Origin of the sequence: Methanosphaera sp. BMS (assembly GCF_003268005.1) — an archaeon.
Classification (GTDB): domain Archaea; phylum Methanobacteriota; class Methanobacteria; order Methanobacteriales; family Methanobacteriaceae; genus Methanosphaera.
In genome coordinates, this window is the sequence record NZ_CP014213.1 from 170,489 (window position 1) to 186,109 (window position 15,621).

The 15,621-nt window shown below is 30.6% G+C and carries 21 protein-coding genes; 13 read left to right on the top strand and 8 right to left on the bottom strand.

Annotation, left to right across the window (positions count from 1 at the left end; translation table 11 throughout):
• Positions 1–71 precede the first annotated feature (71 nt).
• Both AW729_RS00550 and AW729_RS00555 read left to right on the top strand, forming a co-directional pair.
• The gene (locus tag AW729_RS00550) at positions 72–470 is read left to right on the top strand and encodes a hypothetical protein (protein ID WP_112123241.1); all 399 of its coding nucleotides are present in this window, start codon (positions 72–74) and stop codon (positions 468–470) included.
• A gap of 123 nt (positions 471–593) precedes the next feature.
• On the top strand, positions 594–848 hold the full coding sequence (locus AW729_RS00555; protein ID WP_112123242.1) for a hypothetical protein: 255 nt from the start codon (positions 594–596) through the stop codon (positions 846–848).
• A gap of 39 nt (positions 849–887) precedes the next feature.
• Here AW729_RS00555 and AW729_RS00560 read toward each other — a convergent pair whose 3' ends face one another.
• Together AW729_RS00560 and AW729_RS00565 are read right to left on the bottom strand one after the other, a co-directional pair.
• The gene (locus AW729_RS00560) at positions 888–1,730 is read right to left on the bottom strand and encodes a M48 family metallopeptidase (protein ID WP_112123243.1); all 843 of its coding nucleotides are present in this window, start codon (positions 1,728–1,730) and stop codon (positions 888–890) included.
• Positions 1,731–1,888: 158 nt separating this feature from the next.
• Positions 1,889–3,010: a M48 family metallopeptidase gene (locus AW729_RS00565; protein ID WP_162685689.1), complete on the bottom strand. Its 1,122-nt coding sequence runs from the start codon at positions 3,008–3,010 to the stop codon at positions 1,889–1,891.
• A gap of 233 nt (positions 3,011–3,243) precedes the next feature.
• Here AW729_RS00565 and AW729_RS00570 point away from each other — a divergent pair, with 233 nt between their 5' ends.
• Positions 3,244–3,876 carry a zinc ribbon domain-containing protein gene (locus tag AW729_RS00570; RefSeq protein ID WP_112123244.1) on the top strand — a complete coding sequence of 211 codons (633 nt, stop codon included), beginning with the start codon at positions 3,244–3,246 and terminating at the stop codon, positions 3,874–3,876.
• A 241-nt stretch (positions 3,877–4,117) separates the two neighbouring features.
• Here the strand turns inward: AW729_RS00570 and AW729_RS00575 are convergent, their stop codons facing one another.
• Positions 4,118–4,450: a hypothetical protein gene (locus AW729_RS00575; RefSeq protein ID WP_112123245.1), complete on the bottom strand. Its 333-nt coding sequence runs from the start codon at positions 4,448–4,450 to the stop codon at positions 4,118–4,120.
• A 157-nt stretch (positions 4,451–4,607) separates the two neighbouring features.
• Between AW729_RS00575 and AW729_RS00580 the strand changes: the two genes are divergently transcribed.
• On the top strand, positions 4,608–5,045 hold the full coding sequence (locus tag AW729_RS00580; protein ID WP_112123246.1) for a hypothetical protein: 438 nt from the start codon (positions 4,608–4,610) through the stop codon (positions 5,043–5,045).
• 75 nt (positions 5,046–5,120) lie between these two features.
• Here AW729_RS00580 and AW729_RS00585 read toward each other — a convergent pair whose 3' ends face one another.
• The gene (locus tag AW729_RS00585) at positions 5,121–5,354 is read right to left on the bottom strand and encodes a hypothetical protein (protein ID WP_112123247.1); all 234 of its coding nucleotides are present in this window, start codon (positions 5,352–5,354) and stop codon (positions 5,121–5,123) included.
• Positions 5,355–5,600: 246 nt separating this feature from the next.
• Between AW729_RS00585 and AW729_RS00590 the strand changes: the two genes are divergently transcribed.
• From AW729_RS00590 to AW729_RS11090, 5 genes are all read left to right on the top strand, one after another.
• A complete protein-coding gene (locus AW729_RS00590) occupies positions 5,601–7,049 on the top strand; it encodes a hypothetical protein (RefSeq protein WP_112123248.1) in 1,449 nt (482 codons plus the stop codon).
• 236 nt (positions 7,050–7,285) lie between these two features.
• Complete coding sequence (locus AW729_RS00595; RefSeq protein ID WP_112123249.1) at positions 7,286–8,008, top strand: CPBP family intramembrane glutamic endopeptidase; 723 nt, start codon at positions 7,286–7,288, stop codon at positions 8,006–8,008.
• A gap of 39 nt (positions 8,009–8,047) precedes the next feature.
• The gene (locus AW729_RS00600) at positions 8,048–8,386 is read left to right on the top strand and encodes a hypothetical protein (RefSeq protein WP_112123250.1); all 339 of its coding nucleotides are present in this window, start codon (positions 8,048–8,050) and stop codon (positions 8,384–8,386) included.
• A 72-nt stretch (positions 8,387–8,458) separates the two neighbouring features.
• On the top strand, positions 8,459–9,286 hold the full coding sequence (locus AW729_RS00605) for a helix-hairpin-helix domain-containing protein (protein WP_112123251.1): 828 nt from the start codon (positions 8,459–8,461) through the stop codon (positions 9,284–9,286).
• Between the two features lie 139 nt (positions 9,287–9,425).
• Complete coding sequence (locus AW729_RS11090; RefSeq protein ID WP_162685690.1) at positions 9,426–9,659, top strand: hypothetical protein; 234 nt, start codon at positions 9,426–9,428, stop codon at positions 9,657–9,659.
• 369 nt (positions 9,660–10,028) lie between these two features.
• On the opposite strand, the gene AW729_RS00610 is transcribed toward AW729_RS11090, so the two are convergent.
• Positions 10,029–10,532, bottom strand: coding sequence for a hypothetical protein (locus tag AW729_RS00610; protein WP_112123252.1), 504 nt, complete (start codon positions 10,530–10,532; stop codon positions 10,029–10,031).
• Positions 10,533–10,747: 215 nt separating this feature from the next.
• Here AW729_RS00610 and AW729_RS00615 point away from each other — a divergent pair, with 215 nt between their 5' ends.
• The 4 genes from AW729_RS00615 to AW729_RS11725 all read left to right on the top strand — a co-directional run bounded on the left by AW729_RS00615 (position 10,748) and on the right by AW729_RS11725 (position 13,828).
• Positions 10,748–11,149: a hypothetical protein gene (locus tag AW729_RS00615; RefSeq protein ID WP_112123253.1), complete on the top strand. Its 402-nt coding sequence runs from the start codon at positions 10,748–10,750 to the stop codon at positions 11,147–11,149.
• Between the two features lie 700 nt (positions 11,150–11,849).
• A complete protein-coding gene (locus AW729_RS00620; RefSeq protein ID WP_112123254.1) occupies positions 11,850–13,301 on the top strand; it encodes an ATP-binding protein in 1,452 nt (483 codons plus the stop codon).
• A gap of 89 nt (positions 13,302–13,390) precedes the next feature.
• A complete protein-coding gene (locus AW729_RS11095; protein WP_162685691.1) occupies positions 13,391–13,558 on the top strand; it encodes a hypothetical protein in 168 nt (55 codons plus the stop codon).
• A 36-nt stretch (positions 13,559–13,594) separates the two neighbouring features.
• Complete coding sequence (locus AW729_RS11725) at positions 13,595–13,828, top strand: hypothetical protein (RefSeq protein ID WP_394339574.1); 234 nt, start codon at positions 13,595–13,597, stop codon at positions 13,826–13,828.
• 71 nt (positions 13,829–13,899) lie between these two features.
• Here the strand turns inward: AW729_RS11725 and AW729_RS00630 are convergent, their stop codons facing one another.
• The 3 genes from AW729_RS00630 to AW729_RS00640 all read right to left on the bottom strand — a co-directional run bounded on the left by AW729_RS00630 (position 13,900) and on the right by AW729_RS00640 (position 15,496).
• On the bottom strand, positions 13,900–14,217 hold the full coding sequence (locus AW729_RS00630) for a hypothetical protein (protein ID WP_112123255.1): 318 nt from the start codon (positions 14,215–14,217) through the stop codon (positions 13,900–13,902).
• Positions 14,207–14,422, bottom strand: coding sequence for a hypothetical protein (locus AW729_RS00635; protein ID WP_162685692.1), 216 nt, complete (start codon positions 14,420–14,422; stop codon positions 14,207–14,209). The genes AW729_RS00630 and AW729_RS00635 overlap by 11 nt, the downstream gene beginning before the upstream one ends.
• 285 nt (positions 14,423–14,707) lie before the next feature.
• Positions 14,708–15,496 (bottom strand): potassium channel family protein, encoded by a 789-nt coding sequence (locus AW729_RS00640; protein ID WP_112123257.1) that lies wholly within the window; start codon positions 15,494–15,496, stop codon positions 14,708–14,710.
• Positions 15,497–15,621 lie beyond the last annotated feature (125 nt).

The following is a 15,621-nucleotide window of genomic DNA, read 5'->3' on the forward strand; positions in this document are numbered from 1 at the left end:
TAAAAATGAATAAAAATATAAATATAACATTGTTATAAATATAACATTGTTAAGTATTAGGAAGTATACAAATGAAAGACTGGAATGAAGATTACATAAATAATTTAAAAGAAATAGACAAACACATAAAAGACTCAACAGTAAAATTAAACTATGAATTTATTACAGAACACTACTTTGAAATGTATGAAGTAGCATTAAACGCAGGAACAATAATGCCATACAGATTCAACGCAATAGGCCTGGCATATATCGGTGAAGAACACTCAAGACCCACCAAATTCAAAAACTTTGACCCAAAAGTCAAAGAAAGACTGGTAAAATCATATGCCACAAGAAACGAATTGCAATACAAGTACAAAGACCCGAATATAGATCCAAAGGAAAAATATGAAAAATTTTTAGATAAGGAAATATACGATTTCATCGAAGAATTTCCACAATTCAAGGACGTAATAATAAACGAATAATAACCAAAAGCAATTACTGAATTTAACACGTTATCTTGCAGAAATAGGAAATTAAATAGAAAGGTATTAATACTACATCTAAAATATAATATAATGCAAAATATAAAAGCAGAGGTAAGTTAAATGCCGGAAGAAAAAAATTTAGTTATCGCATTAATATTATCAGTAATTTTTTCAGGAGTAGGTAACGTATATAATGGCCTTGGAAAAAGAGGATTGATTGAACTGCTTGTTGCAATTGTACTGACAATGGCAGCATTTCCAATTGGTCTTATCTGGTGGGCATACGTCTTATATGACACATACGTATGCAACATTGCAGTAAACAACAACCAAGAGATACCATTGCTTCTTACCGTTTTTGAAGTAAATGACTAGGAGAAAAAAATATTCTCCTATAAAAAAAATCTTTTTTTATTATTGCTGGGTTAAGTATTCGGCCTTTGCCTTAGGTGTCTCAGGCAATAAAGGTTTTGAATAGAAATCCGGATTGTTTTTAATTTCCAATAAGGACTCCTTCATAACAGCTATTCTTTTACTGTCTGCCGGATGGCTTGAGAAGAAATCAAATTCATTACCCATATTCTGTGAAAAGTTCTTCCAGAACTCAGGTACAACATCAACATTATAACCGGACAGATATGCTATAATCAATCCCAGCTTATCTGCCTCCAATTCATGACTTCTACCCCATGGCTGGGTCAACAGATATTGTGAACCCATATTGGCTATACCGGTCGCCGCTTGAGTTAACTGGCTTGCCCCGCGGATACCAAGAAATTCCAGTATTATACCTATGATATATGATAATGAGAACAATGAATTTTTAGTCTTCTGTACACTGGCACTGGTACGTGAATGATCAAGAAGTGCATGTGATACTTCATGAGATAGAACAAATGCCAATTCTTCCTCATTTCTCATGTATTTCAATATACCTGAGTATACCAATATTTTACCACCAGGATAACAGCATGCATTGGCTATTTCACTATTTACAAGATGTACCTCCCAGTCATAGTAATCCTGAACGTAATCCAATCGATTTATCTTTCTAAGATAATCCTGAACAGTATTGATGAGGTTATTGGTTACATTATATACCATTTGTCCCTGAGGTGTCTGATCCAATATTTGATACTTTTTAATCTCTGTATAATATGCATTATAGCATTGATTCAAGAATTCATCATCATTTATATTATCATAATGCTTTTTACCGGTAAATGGGTTTAAATCACTTCTACTATCCTTACTCATTGGTAGGACCTCCAAAAAATATTTATATATAAATGAAAAAAATAACAATTCATCTTAATTATATTAAGTTTTGTGTTAAAAGATATTTATAAGTTATTTGAATTATGTAAAACAGAACAATCAAAAAAAAAGATTAATAATAAGAATATAACAAATGGCTATAATTTATTTCCACAATGCATACAATACTTATCCGTTAAAAAGACATGCTTTCCACAGTTTGGACAATGTAACTGTTTTAAATTCAATCCACAACTATTACAGAATTCATCACCTACAGCTATCGGATTATCACATCCCGGACACTTATAATGTGCTTGAAAAGTATGCGTTGTAACGTTGGAATTAGACTGATTCTGAGAATGGTTATATCCCTGAGCCTGAAATTCATTATGTCCTCGAACTTGTGAATCATTATAGCCTTGAATATTTCTTTCAATATTTTTTGTCATATATTCATCCTTCGCCTTGGGCGTTTCGGGAAGCAATGGCTGTGAAAAGAAGTCCGGCCTGTTATACATATCCATTAGCGATTCCCTCATAACGGCTATTCTTTTTTCATCGGCAGGATGTGTTGAGAAAAAATCAAATTCATTGGCATTATCCTGTGCAAATCTCTGCCAGAATACTGGAACGCCACTGACATCAAAACCTGCAAGATAGGCTATTATCAAGCCCAGCTTATCTGCCTCCAATTCATTATCACGACCCCACGGCTGAGTCAAGAGATAATGTGAAGTGGCATTAGCTACATTTACACCGGCTCTTACCAAATCTCCTGCAGCACCAAAGCCCAACATATCCAACGCTATACTGCCCATCCATGAAGCTGAGGACAAGGAGTTTTTTGTCTGCTCCACACTGGCTCTTGTACGTGAATGATCAAGAAGTGCATGTGAAATTTCATGTGACAATACAAAGGCCAATTCCTCAGGATATTGCATATATTCAAGTATACCCGCATAGACCACTATCTTACCACCGGGATAACAGCATGCATTGGCTATGCTACTATTTACCAGGTGTACCTCCCAGTCATAGTAGTCAATCACATAATCCATACGATTTATCTTCTGAAGATAATCTTCCACGGCACGTATCAATGAAACCGTGATATCAAATACCATTCGACCTGTTTGGGTATTATCAAGAAGTTCATACTGGTTTAATTCGGAATAATAAGCATTATAACACTCTTCAAGAAATTCATCATCATCTATTGTATCATAATGCCTTTTACCGGTAAATGGGTTTAAATCACTTCTATCATCCTTATTCATAATCACCATCTTCCATTATACTTATCTTTAACTAAACTCCATTATATAATTTATTCTAAATATTAAAAAAGTATATATATCTCCAAGACATAATAATTCTAGAGAATTAAAAATAGTAATTCTAAAAAAATATCTATGATTAATTGACAAAATCCATAAAATAATAAAGATATAACCACTAAAATCTTGAAAAAAATTTTCTAAATCAAATAAATATAAAAAAGGTGAAAACAATGGTTAAATGTCCAAAATGTGGCTTTGATTCACAGGAAGGAAAATTCTGTATCGCCTGTGGTCAGCCATTAACCAATATTGATAATCAAAACTACTACCAAAATCCAAACGATGAAAAAATAACATTCAACAATCAAATTGACAATGAAAATTTCCAGAATAATCTGAAAGAGGATAACGGAAATCTTCAAAATGCAAACAATCCAGTAATGAATGATTACACTCCCCTACGGAACAATCCATCAAATTTACAGGACAACACACCAATACCTAATAATCAGCAGACAAACATGCCCGTTCAAACAAATACCCAAATACAAAAACCATATGATAATCAGGGATTCAATAATCAGGGATATAACCAGGCAAACGTACCTATAAACCAAAAAAGCAAACTTGTGGGATTTCTGTTGAATTTCTTTATTCCAGGGCTAGGCTATGGATACGTAGACAAATGGAAAGAGGGAGTAATGATATTTGTAGCCTATTTCGTACTTTCATTTTTAGGATGGATACTCTTAATCATTTTAATAGGAGCCATATTCCTATTGGCAGCATTCATATTATGGATTTATTCACTGATAAAAACCATGGATATGATCGATAAATACAATAATGGTCTTCCATACTAGTTAATTTAAACAATTAACCAACCTTAATTTTTTTTTTATTGAAAACTTTTTTTAAAAACATATCAATTATAATTCCCACTTAAAAACAGCCCCCATCCATAAAATAAGATTATTTTTAACGTTTAGCCTAAAAACCTTAATAAAACAAGAAACATTAATTTTATGAAAAATAAAAAAAAATAGTAAAAAAGCAGTTTTTATCGAATAGCCACTGAAATAAAGCGATAAACCTTGTGTTTATCTAAGCTTTTTCTTTCATTACCCTTATCAATTCACTTAACAGTTCATTATTCCTTTCAATTTTTGAATCAAGATTATCCACGGATGTGCCCAATCTGTCAATAGCATCAATAACATCATCATTAGATGCATCATTTCCCGAATCAACAATATTTTCGGAAAGTTCATTGATATTTGATTCAATTGAGGCAATATTTGAAGATATACTGGATTTGTTGGAAAGATTTTCCAATTCCAAATTGTAAAAATCCTTAAGATCCACTCTCATGTCCTCAATAAGTTTAACCATGTAATTTACATCACTTCTTATATCATATAAGTTCTCTGTCCACAACATCATCACCTATATTTCTAGAATTTTATCATTATATTTTAATATTATCCTAATTCTATTTAACAATTTTTTTAAATAAGTAACTACAATATTATAATTAGAATATGTACTATTTAATTATTAGTATTCTTAAAATCAAATTAATGGGTGTGAATTTATGAACAATAAACATGCATTTGTAATCTTCATTACGGCATTACTATTGATAATATTTACATTTACAGTAGTCTATAACAATGCCGGCGTTGACGTTTTGAATCCACAGGTAATTACCAAGACAGTCGATGACAAGACCAGTTACGAGTTGAATTATTCATTAGCAGCCGGAGGTAACTTTAAAGTTTTGGATTGTGAATCAGCGTATTATACAAGTGATGATCAGTTTATAGGAAAATCCAGCACAGTCCTTGAAAATATAACCATAGGCGGTATTCCGATGTATGAGAACATTACTATGGAAGAAAACGCCGGAAATTCAACGCCAAAAAAAGTAAAGATAAGTATATTCAAACAGAAGCTAACTCCAGAACAGAAATTAGCCAATGGAACTTATGCCGTAGATGCATTCTATGAAAAAACCTTTGACTTGAAATAGATGAGTGAAAAAAGTTTTTTACTCAAACATTCCACTTTTTTTAAAGAAATTTAGCCAAATAATTAAAAAAATTGGTTAGTATTGGCTTTCATTATTAATAATATCAATATAATTATGTAAATTTGCAATTATTGATTTATGAGTGTTTCTTTTTTCCAAATCAGAAATTACATCATTTATTATTTGTATGATGGCTTCATTTTCTATTTCTAATTTATTCTGATACATATTTGTTAATAGTTTTAGTTTTGTATCATGATATCCCATCAGATGTAGAAATACTACTACTTCATATACTATTTGATTCATCTAGTTACCACACAGTTTTGTTTTCAATGATATTATTACAGTTAATGTTTAATTATTCAATAATAATACTATGTTTTTAGTTAATAATAATTCTTTTGATTTAATGGGATTATTTGAAAAATAATTCCAACTTTGATATTTATAATATCCGTAAAAATATACTCACATTTAAATACTAGTACAACAATATTAAGAAATACTCAAATAATACAATACAATCCACAAGCATATTTACGGAGGAAGCAAATGATATGTGATAATTGTGGTCATATAAACCCAAATATAAATAAAAGATGTGATAAATGTGGAAAGGAATTAGAACCTGCTCCACGATATCCAACTGAAAGAAATAAATCAACAAATAGAACATATGATAAAAATGAAGGACTTTTTGATGATATTAAAAACCTATCAACAGAAAAGAAAATTATTGGTGTATGCTGTTTAATCTTACTGGCAATCTTTGCAGTATCATCAGTACTGCCATACAACAATGACAGCACCATCATACCCTACGACAATAATACTACAGACTACGTAACGGATGTAAACAACACCCCCGAGATAGTTCAAACACCATCAAAAATAAATACAAACATAAATGTTACAGCCAAAAGTCCCGTAAAAAGTGGTGAAAGTACCATCATCAAAGGTTATCTGCTTGATGAATCAGAAAATCCACTATATAACTGTGAGGTTATAGTCAAAATAGCAAACAATGAGTTCAATATAAAAACAAAACATGACGGAAGCTACACCTTGGAGTATAACGATACCGAAAATGGCAGCCAGAACGTTAGTGTCGTATTTGAAGAAAATGCAAATTATCACGGCTGTTACAACAACACATTCTTTGAAGTTGTAAACAACACCACAAATGACAACAATGATACAAACAACACCACCAGCAATCACACCATATCCAAAAACAACACAGACAACGATACAAAAAACAAATCAGATGATGATCACGACAACCATGATACGCATAATTCAATTTTAAGTTGGATATTTGGAAATAGAAATAAACAAAACAATAACCTTACAAACGACGGCAATGACAGTACAAACAACACCACAAACCATGGCAATTTAAGAAGCAACCATACAATAAACAATATCAGCGATAATGACAACACCACAGACGATAACCACAATAAATCAACCAACAACACTACAACCACGAATAATACAACAAACAGCCTGCATCCTGATGACAACAAAAACAATACCGCCGACGACAACAATAATACAACAGACAACCACGATAAAAACAACACTCCCACAAACAATACACACAACAATACGACAGACGATAGGAACAATGATAACCATCATCACGCTGAAAATAACACCACACAATCCCTTAATGATACGGATACATCTAATGACACCAAAACAAGTGATGACAAATCAGATACAAAACTGGATGTGAAAATAGAAAACAACATAACCGAAAACGAGCCTACAAAAATTAACGGAACATTGGTTGATGAAAACAATACACCTATAGCCAATGCAGTTATAAAAATTAAAATTGACGACAAGGAAGCGATAGTGCATACTGACAGTCATGGTGAATATTCAATCGAGTACACACCTACAAGTGATGATTCAAAACATGTTGAAGTAATTTATGAAGGTGATGACAAATACTCCGGCACCCATAAATCAGGTATGATGAGTATCAAATAGGGCCAAACCCCCAATAACCCCCATGTTTTCCTTTTTTTAGTGATTTTTTGTCCTTTTATTTTTAATTACGTAGTATGGTTTTAATAATGATTTTTTACGAATTGATAGATTATATCATATTAATTGTAAATTCAAAGGATTAAATGGGAACTTTATTAAATGAGTATTTTTATATATATTAATAAAAAGTTAAAGTCTGACTTTAATATCCAAAAAATTTAACGAAGGATGATTTTATGAACCAAAGTCAATATTTTGAGTTTGAAGATAAGAAGTATGATTTTCCATATTACAAGAATAAGGAAATTTTTTCTAAAAAAACCGGACTGATAATGTTATTTAGTGTAATCTTATTTATTATACTGTTGTTTGGCCCGGTTAAATTCAAATCTCCCCAGGAAGAGTTAATATTATTTCTAGCCATGATGATACCATTTATTATTGCGACAGGAGGTAAATTAGGCAGTTTGTTTAAAAGGCCCAGATTAAGTGATCTTAAACTGGTAGTATTGTGTGTGCTGGGTGATTTGTTTTTACTGCTTTTGATAGTAATCATACAAAGTATCATAAACACGGTCATACCATTTGATATAACCCATACTACACAAAGCTTTGGAGAATACAGTTCAATTACGGCACTTGCCTTTATTGCATCACTATTTCAAATCATATCCGAAGAGTTATTCAGAGTGATAATATTTTTAATAATGTTATACCTGATGTACAGATTCACAAAAGACCGTAAGATGTCAATTATGGTTGCGGTATTTATCAGCCTATTAATATTCGGATTGATGCATGCAAACACTTATGGAAAAATATTATTTTGTATTTTTGTAATGGGATTTGGAACATTTTTCACGTTGTATCCATATCTGAAGACTAAAAATATATTATTAAGCATTCTAGTACATATGATTTATAATCTGTTAGTGCTGATTGTACAAACTTCACTATAAAGATTAAAAAGAAAAAGTAGGAATATTGAGTTGATTAAAGTGAACATATTAAATGAATTTAATTTTATGATGCCGACACAATCACCCGATGCAATCGTATTGGATGGAAGCATCATCATAATCATAGGATTTGTAGCATTAGCATATCTGTTATATAAGCATAGAAATGAACTGTTTGCTGTTGACACTGGAAGCTATGAAAATACTGTGGATAATGAAAATATTCAAAAGGGCACTGGTGAAAACACAGAATATGCCAACAACACCGTGAACTATAATAGCCAACAAAACACGGCTTACATTGAAAATGAAGAAAAAGAAAAAGAAAAAGAGTATTACGAGGATACAGAAAAGGAAGTTTTGCTAAATTACAGATAATCCATGTTTATATACTCAGACATGACAGTTACACAAAAATAGTATCAAAAATCAATCAAAAGGAGATATTAAATGGAAGAATATTCAATAACATGGAAGATTATGAATTTGTTCTGGGTCGTATTCTCATTCATATTCCTGTTAAATGGTGTTGGTATAATATATGCCGGCCATAAGGCAAACAATAGAAATTGGCTGATAGAGGGAATAATTTACCAGTTGTTTCCAACATCATTAATATTACTGATAATGATAGATCCGAATTCATCATTCGGTGTTACCTTAAGCGGAATATACCTGTTAACATGGGTTGTATGTATCGTCAGGACATTCTTTATAGCCAACAATTACTTGAAATACATGAAAAACAAAAACATTGACATGTATAATTCAGGGCAGATTAATCAAAACAACCATCAAACAAGTTATAACAATCCAAATCAGTCCTATGACATGACGGGTAATGTGCAATACAATAATAGTCCCAACTACAACAACCAAAACCCTGATATTAAGAGCAACCCCTTGACTGATGAATATGAAATCATCATGAAATCAAACAATTGCAACAATCCCCCCATGGAAAATCCAAGTAAAAACGCGGCTTTTTCAAGGGATAATCAGATAAACTTTGACAACGACAATCAGAATACATTAAACAATACTCCAGACAACATTCCAATAGTAAACATTAATACAGCCACAGTTGATGAAATTGCACTTCTTCCGGCAATGGACATTCAAAAGGCAGAAAAGATAGTTGAACTTAGAAATAATGGTGAAATGATTAATTCATTGGATGATTTGAAACGAAAACTTGATTTGAATGATTATCAGGTGAATCAAATGAAAGATTATATTCTCATAACCAGTATGACACAAAGAAGAATAGATCTATAATCCCCAATTTACTTTTTTTGATATTGTAAAATTGTATAGGCTTTTTTTGCGAAAACTTTTTTACAAGTTTCTAATTTTTTTTCTTAATTTAAACTCGTAATTTACATAATCAGACATATATTTTAGATTAAGTTTTCTATTGAATTTTATAATTAAATTTTCACGTTTAAACGGTAAAAGACATTACAGATCAACGATTTATGATTCGATTAATGAGATTCCAATAAGTGAAAAAATCGTCCGAAACAGATCACCAAATATTATAAAACAATTTATCAAAGAATCATTAGATAATAAACCACTAATAGCAATAACAACTGATTTATATCCTATGTATGGAAATATATTTGATGATTTAAACATAAAACAATAATTATGCATAATACACTTAAGAAGAACATGATATACCAAATTAAAACGATATACAAGAGGAAATAAGTTTACAAAATGAAGAAATAGAAAAAACATCCAACAAATTAGACAACTACTATAGAAATACAGATCCAAAAATAATAAAAAACGTTACAAAACTAGAAATGGAATATGAAGCTATTTATATTACCAAATGTTTGATTTGACTGATAAAAAAGAAAAAGATAAGATAAGCCTATGAAAATTTACAGCTTCGTTTTCAATAAATTGTAATTTCAAAAAAAAAAATAATAATCTAACGTTTTTAAAAAGGATAATTGAATGATAATTTAAAAAAAATAGTTTGGAAAAAAGTATTTTCCAATAAAACTTATTTTGCTGATTGTAGTACGGAATTTAATGTTTCCGGATTAGGTGCATTAATTTCAACTAATTTACCATCTTTACAATAGTCAAATGTAACTCCTTCATCGTTTTCTTTGAAAAATCCTTTCTGATTTTCGATTTGTTTTTCTACGCTTGAATTTGAAGGGGTGTAAGTATCACTATTAAAATCAGCACCATAGACAACTTTAATAATGATTGAATCATTACCATTATCAAATATTACGGTACTTTTTTTACAATCAGGGAAGTTTTCTCCGGCTTCTTTACCAATTTCATCTGCACTTTCATTATGGGTGTATCCGTCAGGAATAACAAATTTGAAGCCTTGAATGTTCACTTCATTGTTAACAACATTTAACTGTCCACCATCAGTATTGGAACTTGAACTGGAAGACCAGTTAAAGCTCCATTCATCATCGGCACTTACAGCACTAAATGAAACAAGAACTGCAAGAGCTATTGCTAATATCATTAATAATTTTTTCATATTACCACCTATGTTATAGGATATATTGCTTTAACTATATATAAAATATTCTTATTACTGTCGTGGTATCGTTGGAAAATTGATTAACTATTGTGGTTAGATGGCTATATTTTTGGTTGTTTCAATCATTCAAGCCTATTGGATAATGGGAAAACTTTATAATAACTGTGAATTACATTAATAAATATCAATATTACAAACGGGAGGTATAACTAATGAGAACAATGCCAAAAATATTGATTATAGCTGGATTAGTAGCTGTATTGCTGTTATTTACGGTTTATTCAATACAACAGAACAATACAAACAACACCACGAACAATACGACAAATGACACCAATATAACTCTAAATGATACAAATAATACCACCACTAACAACACAACCAGTACTACAACACAGACGAAGAAAACAACCCAAAAAACAAGCAATTCGCAGAAAAAATCAGATGGTAACACGGTATACACAACAGATAATCCGGAAGATAGTGGTGAATATGAAGGAGTAGGGGAAGCCATATACAGAAACAAGAAAACCGGAAAAATATATACCCAAACCGGTCAGGGAAAACTTCAACGTAGCCCTGATTTGGATTATTATAATTATCCATCAGAATAGAATAATCCTTTTTTTATTCCTTACTTTTTATGAATATATATACATATCTCTTTCTCCTTTGACATAGTCTTTACTCCATTGGAGCCTTCAGAATGTCACACATATTGTGTCTTGTTAAATTATCATTAAAAGTATTTATTTTATTTATTATTTTCATCAATTCTCTGCTTTGTTGAAATATTAAAATTAACCTTAAAATCCAAGAACAAAGGCACTCAAACATTGGATTCAGCAAATTTATCAAGACAACAAATACCGGATAAAATCAGGAAATTCCTAGAACGAATAGAGTATATCTTACCAAATTTAATAAAACATATAAATTACGATGAAATACCCCTTACAAACAATTAAGTAAATATTATAAAATATGTAAACATGTGCTAGATTCTGTTTTATGTAGTGGAAATGATATGGAACATTCTTCTTTTTGAAATCCATATGTCCTTCTCTTTAGAGTCAATTGTCTTTCAGCACACTCACCCCCTATTTTATTTAAATATTTGAACAAAAAATACTTATATTTATTCAAATAATTGAATAAAAAAATTTATATATAAAAAATCAATAAATAATTATATACAATACATATGTAATTCTAGGAATGAATATAAAATATAAAAAAAGTACCGGTAATATCAAAATAATATTTAATTATTTTTATTCAAATAAATGATTTATCTAAATATGGGTGATTAAAATGTTAAATAAAGAGGACATCCTATCCAATATTATCACAGAATACCTAACTGAAATACCAACAACAATCAATAAAAACACGTCCAAAAAAAATATCAAATACGAATACCGTAATGAATATTTTGACATTAAAGAAAAAATAGACAACTACCTAGATGACACGGAAATACATAAACGATTCCTAGTATTACCGGGAATAAGAGGAGTAGGAAAAACAACAATACTATACCAAATATACGAATATCTATTCAAAGAAAAAAACGTACCGCTAAACCAAATATTATACATATCATGTGATGACATAAACAATGTACTCGAATGTAATCTCAGAGAAATAATTGAATTATACCTAAAAAACCATCATAACACCACCCCTCGAATGCTTAACAAAAAAATATTCATATTAATTGATGAGGCACAATACGATAAAAACTGGGCTCAAATAGGAAAAATAATATTCGATAAAACAGAAAACATATTCATGATATTCACGGGTTCATCAGCATTAGACCTGGAATATAATCCAGATGCAAAAAGAAGATATAAAAAAATACCAATACCTCCATTAACTTACCCCCATCACCTAAAGTTAAGATACAACATACAATTAGATACAAGATTCAAGCAACTCAAAAACTTACTGGAAAAGGGGTGCATAGAAGAAACAAAAGATAAGGAAATTGAAATAAAAACTACTCTGATAAATAATATACACTACATGGAAAAAGACTGGGAAGACTACATATTACATGGAGGATATCCAGTAAACTATAATGAAACAGAACCCCTCGAAATAAGGGATAATCTAGTTGAAATAATAGAAAAAGTGATAAATACCGATATGGAAAAAATTAAAAGCATGTCAAGAGAAAATCAAACAAATGCAAATAGGATTATCAGATATCTGGCCCTGACAAATTCAAATGAAACATCCATGGATAAAATATCCAAATATATACATACTTCAATCGCAAATGTCAAAATGATACTGGAAACCCTTGAAAAAACACAAATAATATTCCACATTGAACCCTTTGGAACCTCATCAAAAAGAACACGAAAATCATGGAAATACTATTTTGCAACAAGCAGCCTAAAAAATGCATTGATAAATACAATAGGAAATACAAGTAAAAACAAAGCACAATATGAAGGCATATTACTAGAAAACTTTGTAGCAAGTAACTTATATCAATTCACCACACACGACAAAGGATATGCATTATATTATGACTCCAACAAAAAAGGTAATGTGGACTTCATATTACATAATGAATTTATACAAACAATACCCATAGAAGTAGGAAGAGGAAAAAAAGACAACAAACAATTAACCGAAGCCATCAAATACTATAAATCCGAATATGGCATACTCATATCAAACAAGACACAAGAAATTGAAAAAGAAAATAACATAATACATATCCCACCAAAGACATTTGCCCTGTTATAACTAAGATTATCCTTGCTTTTTAATATCTTGATAATCTTCGAATAATATATACATACTGTGATGGAACAATAACATTATTACATGCTGATTTGCAAAGAAAATATGCCCAAAACAGAGGTGTGATAAAAAATAATTCCTATGCCGGTTATACCTATCATCTTTCACGTATGGTTTCAGGTGCAGAACCCTTGGAAAATGAATATCGTGCCAAGTTAACCCTCAATAATTGTTATATAGGCAATAATATTTCAGATTAACTTGGTGGAGCAATATTTAACAATGGTGAAGTAAATATAGAAGAGTCAATATTTAAAAAAAACAGCACACCCCGGTGGGGAGGAGCAATAAGTAACTGTCACGAAGAAGAAATAAGAATTAATGACACGTTACTGGAAAAAAATAGTGCTGGCAAAAATGGCGGGGCAATATGGTCTAGCGGTAGTACTTATGAATTGGACACCTGTAAATTCGAGGACAACAAACCGAATGATGTTTCTTACGGTTCAATATACTTTAAATATGGATAAATTTACAAAGAATTTCTTTTAATATGAATTCAATCTTAATAAGAATAAAAAAATTAATTGGAAAATAATGCTTATGCATAATCATCCAATTTACTCTTTCTTTCATTTTTTTTAGAAGTATCCTTGTTTTTCATGTCTTTTATTATTTTCTTTATTGATTCCATAGTTGAACCCTTGAATACCTCCTCAAGTAACAACAACACTTCTTCATAGCTAAATTCCTTCGGATAGGTGGTTTTTTCATAGATTTCCTGCAGGTATTCTTCATAGCCGTCACTTTTTTCCCTGTATATTTTTCTAAGGTTGCTGATATTTCTTGAATGCAATTTTGATGAGACATACCTTCCCTGATTCAGGTTGTATGAGAATATCTTTATCTCATTTTCCAATGACTTCTCGACGGAAGGGTATATTATGATAATGGCCTGTCCTTATTTTCCGAGAATACTCTTCATGCTCATCAAGATTATCTCCTGATAACACATTATAATGGATTAATTTATATTCATTTTTCCTATAATAATCTAAGCCTTTATCGGATATAATGTAATTATATTCATCATCAATATAATCTGCTATGTCCATATCATCCAAGTTAACATTTTGAATTGTTCTATCTATATGTTCCTGTTTATTTCCTGATACTTTCAGATTTTGTTTTCTTAGTATGTCCTTAAGCTGGAGGATGGTAAATCTATGGATAATGCCTGAAAATTTTCCGGTGATAGATTATCAGTTATGAATTCCTTTTCCAATATCATATCAAATAACTTATCTGCTTACAATTTTCCAAAAACTGCCTGTATATTCACGGCATAGTATAATGTTTCACTCCTAAGCAAAAAAAAAGAATGTTGGAAGATAAATGCATTTTATGTATTATTCATTCTTTTCTATTAATTTATCTATTTTTTCTTCTAACCGGTTTATCTGATTTTTAAGGTCTTTTATTTCTTCCTCATTTTTTAGTGCAGCCTCTTCTATTTGTTCTTTAGTTATATTAAATGATTGTCGATCGTAGATGCTTGATAAGTATGCGGTGAATACTGATACGAACATTACTCCTACAATTATGGTTATTATGGTGATTGCACGTCCGATTGTACTTGTGGGTGTTATATCTCCATATCCTACCGTTGTGGATGTTATTAGTGTAAACCAGATTCCATCGCCTAGGCTAGAAACTGAAGGGTCAAAGAACAATAACAAAATGCTGGATAATGCAGTGTACACTATGAATAGGATAAACAATATATTAAACACTTGATGACTGACAAAGAATCGTATAATGCCGTTATCCTTAAGATGCCATACACGTACTACTTTTATTATTCTTAAGAATCTGAATAACCTGAATATCATGAAGTAACGGAAGAATATCAAATCCAATGGCATTATGCTAATTAGTGTAATGATGTTTTTGTCCGTTATGAAATATTCATGTAATCCCTTATTGCTTGTCTTATAGCCATATATCAAATCTATGAATATGATAATGCAGACTATTAAGTCAAATACTAAAAGCAGCCGTTCTGTATGTATGCTGAAGTTGGATACTGCTGATAGGATTATGAATAATAAATCCAGCACTATGAGTATTACCAGTGTTATGTTTTTTGTTTGACCTAACAGATTCAGGTATTCCTTTTTAATCTTAATATTTTGCATGGGTAATGATTTGTTTTTTATGGTATTATTTCTTTATTGTTGTTGGAAGTTTGTCCATCTTGACTTGATATATTGTTCATGTTTTGTCGCTTCGTCAACTGGTATGTTGTTTAATTATAAAAAGA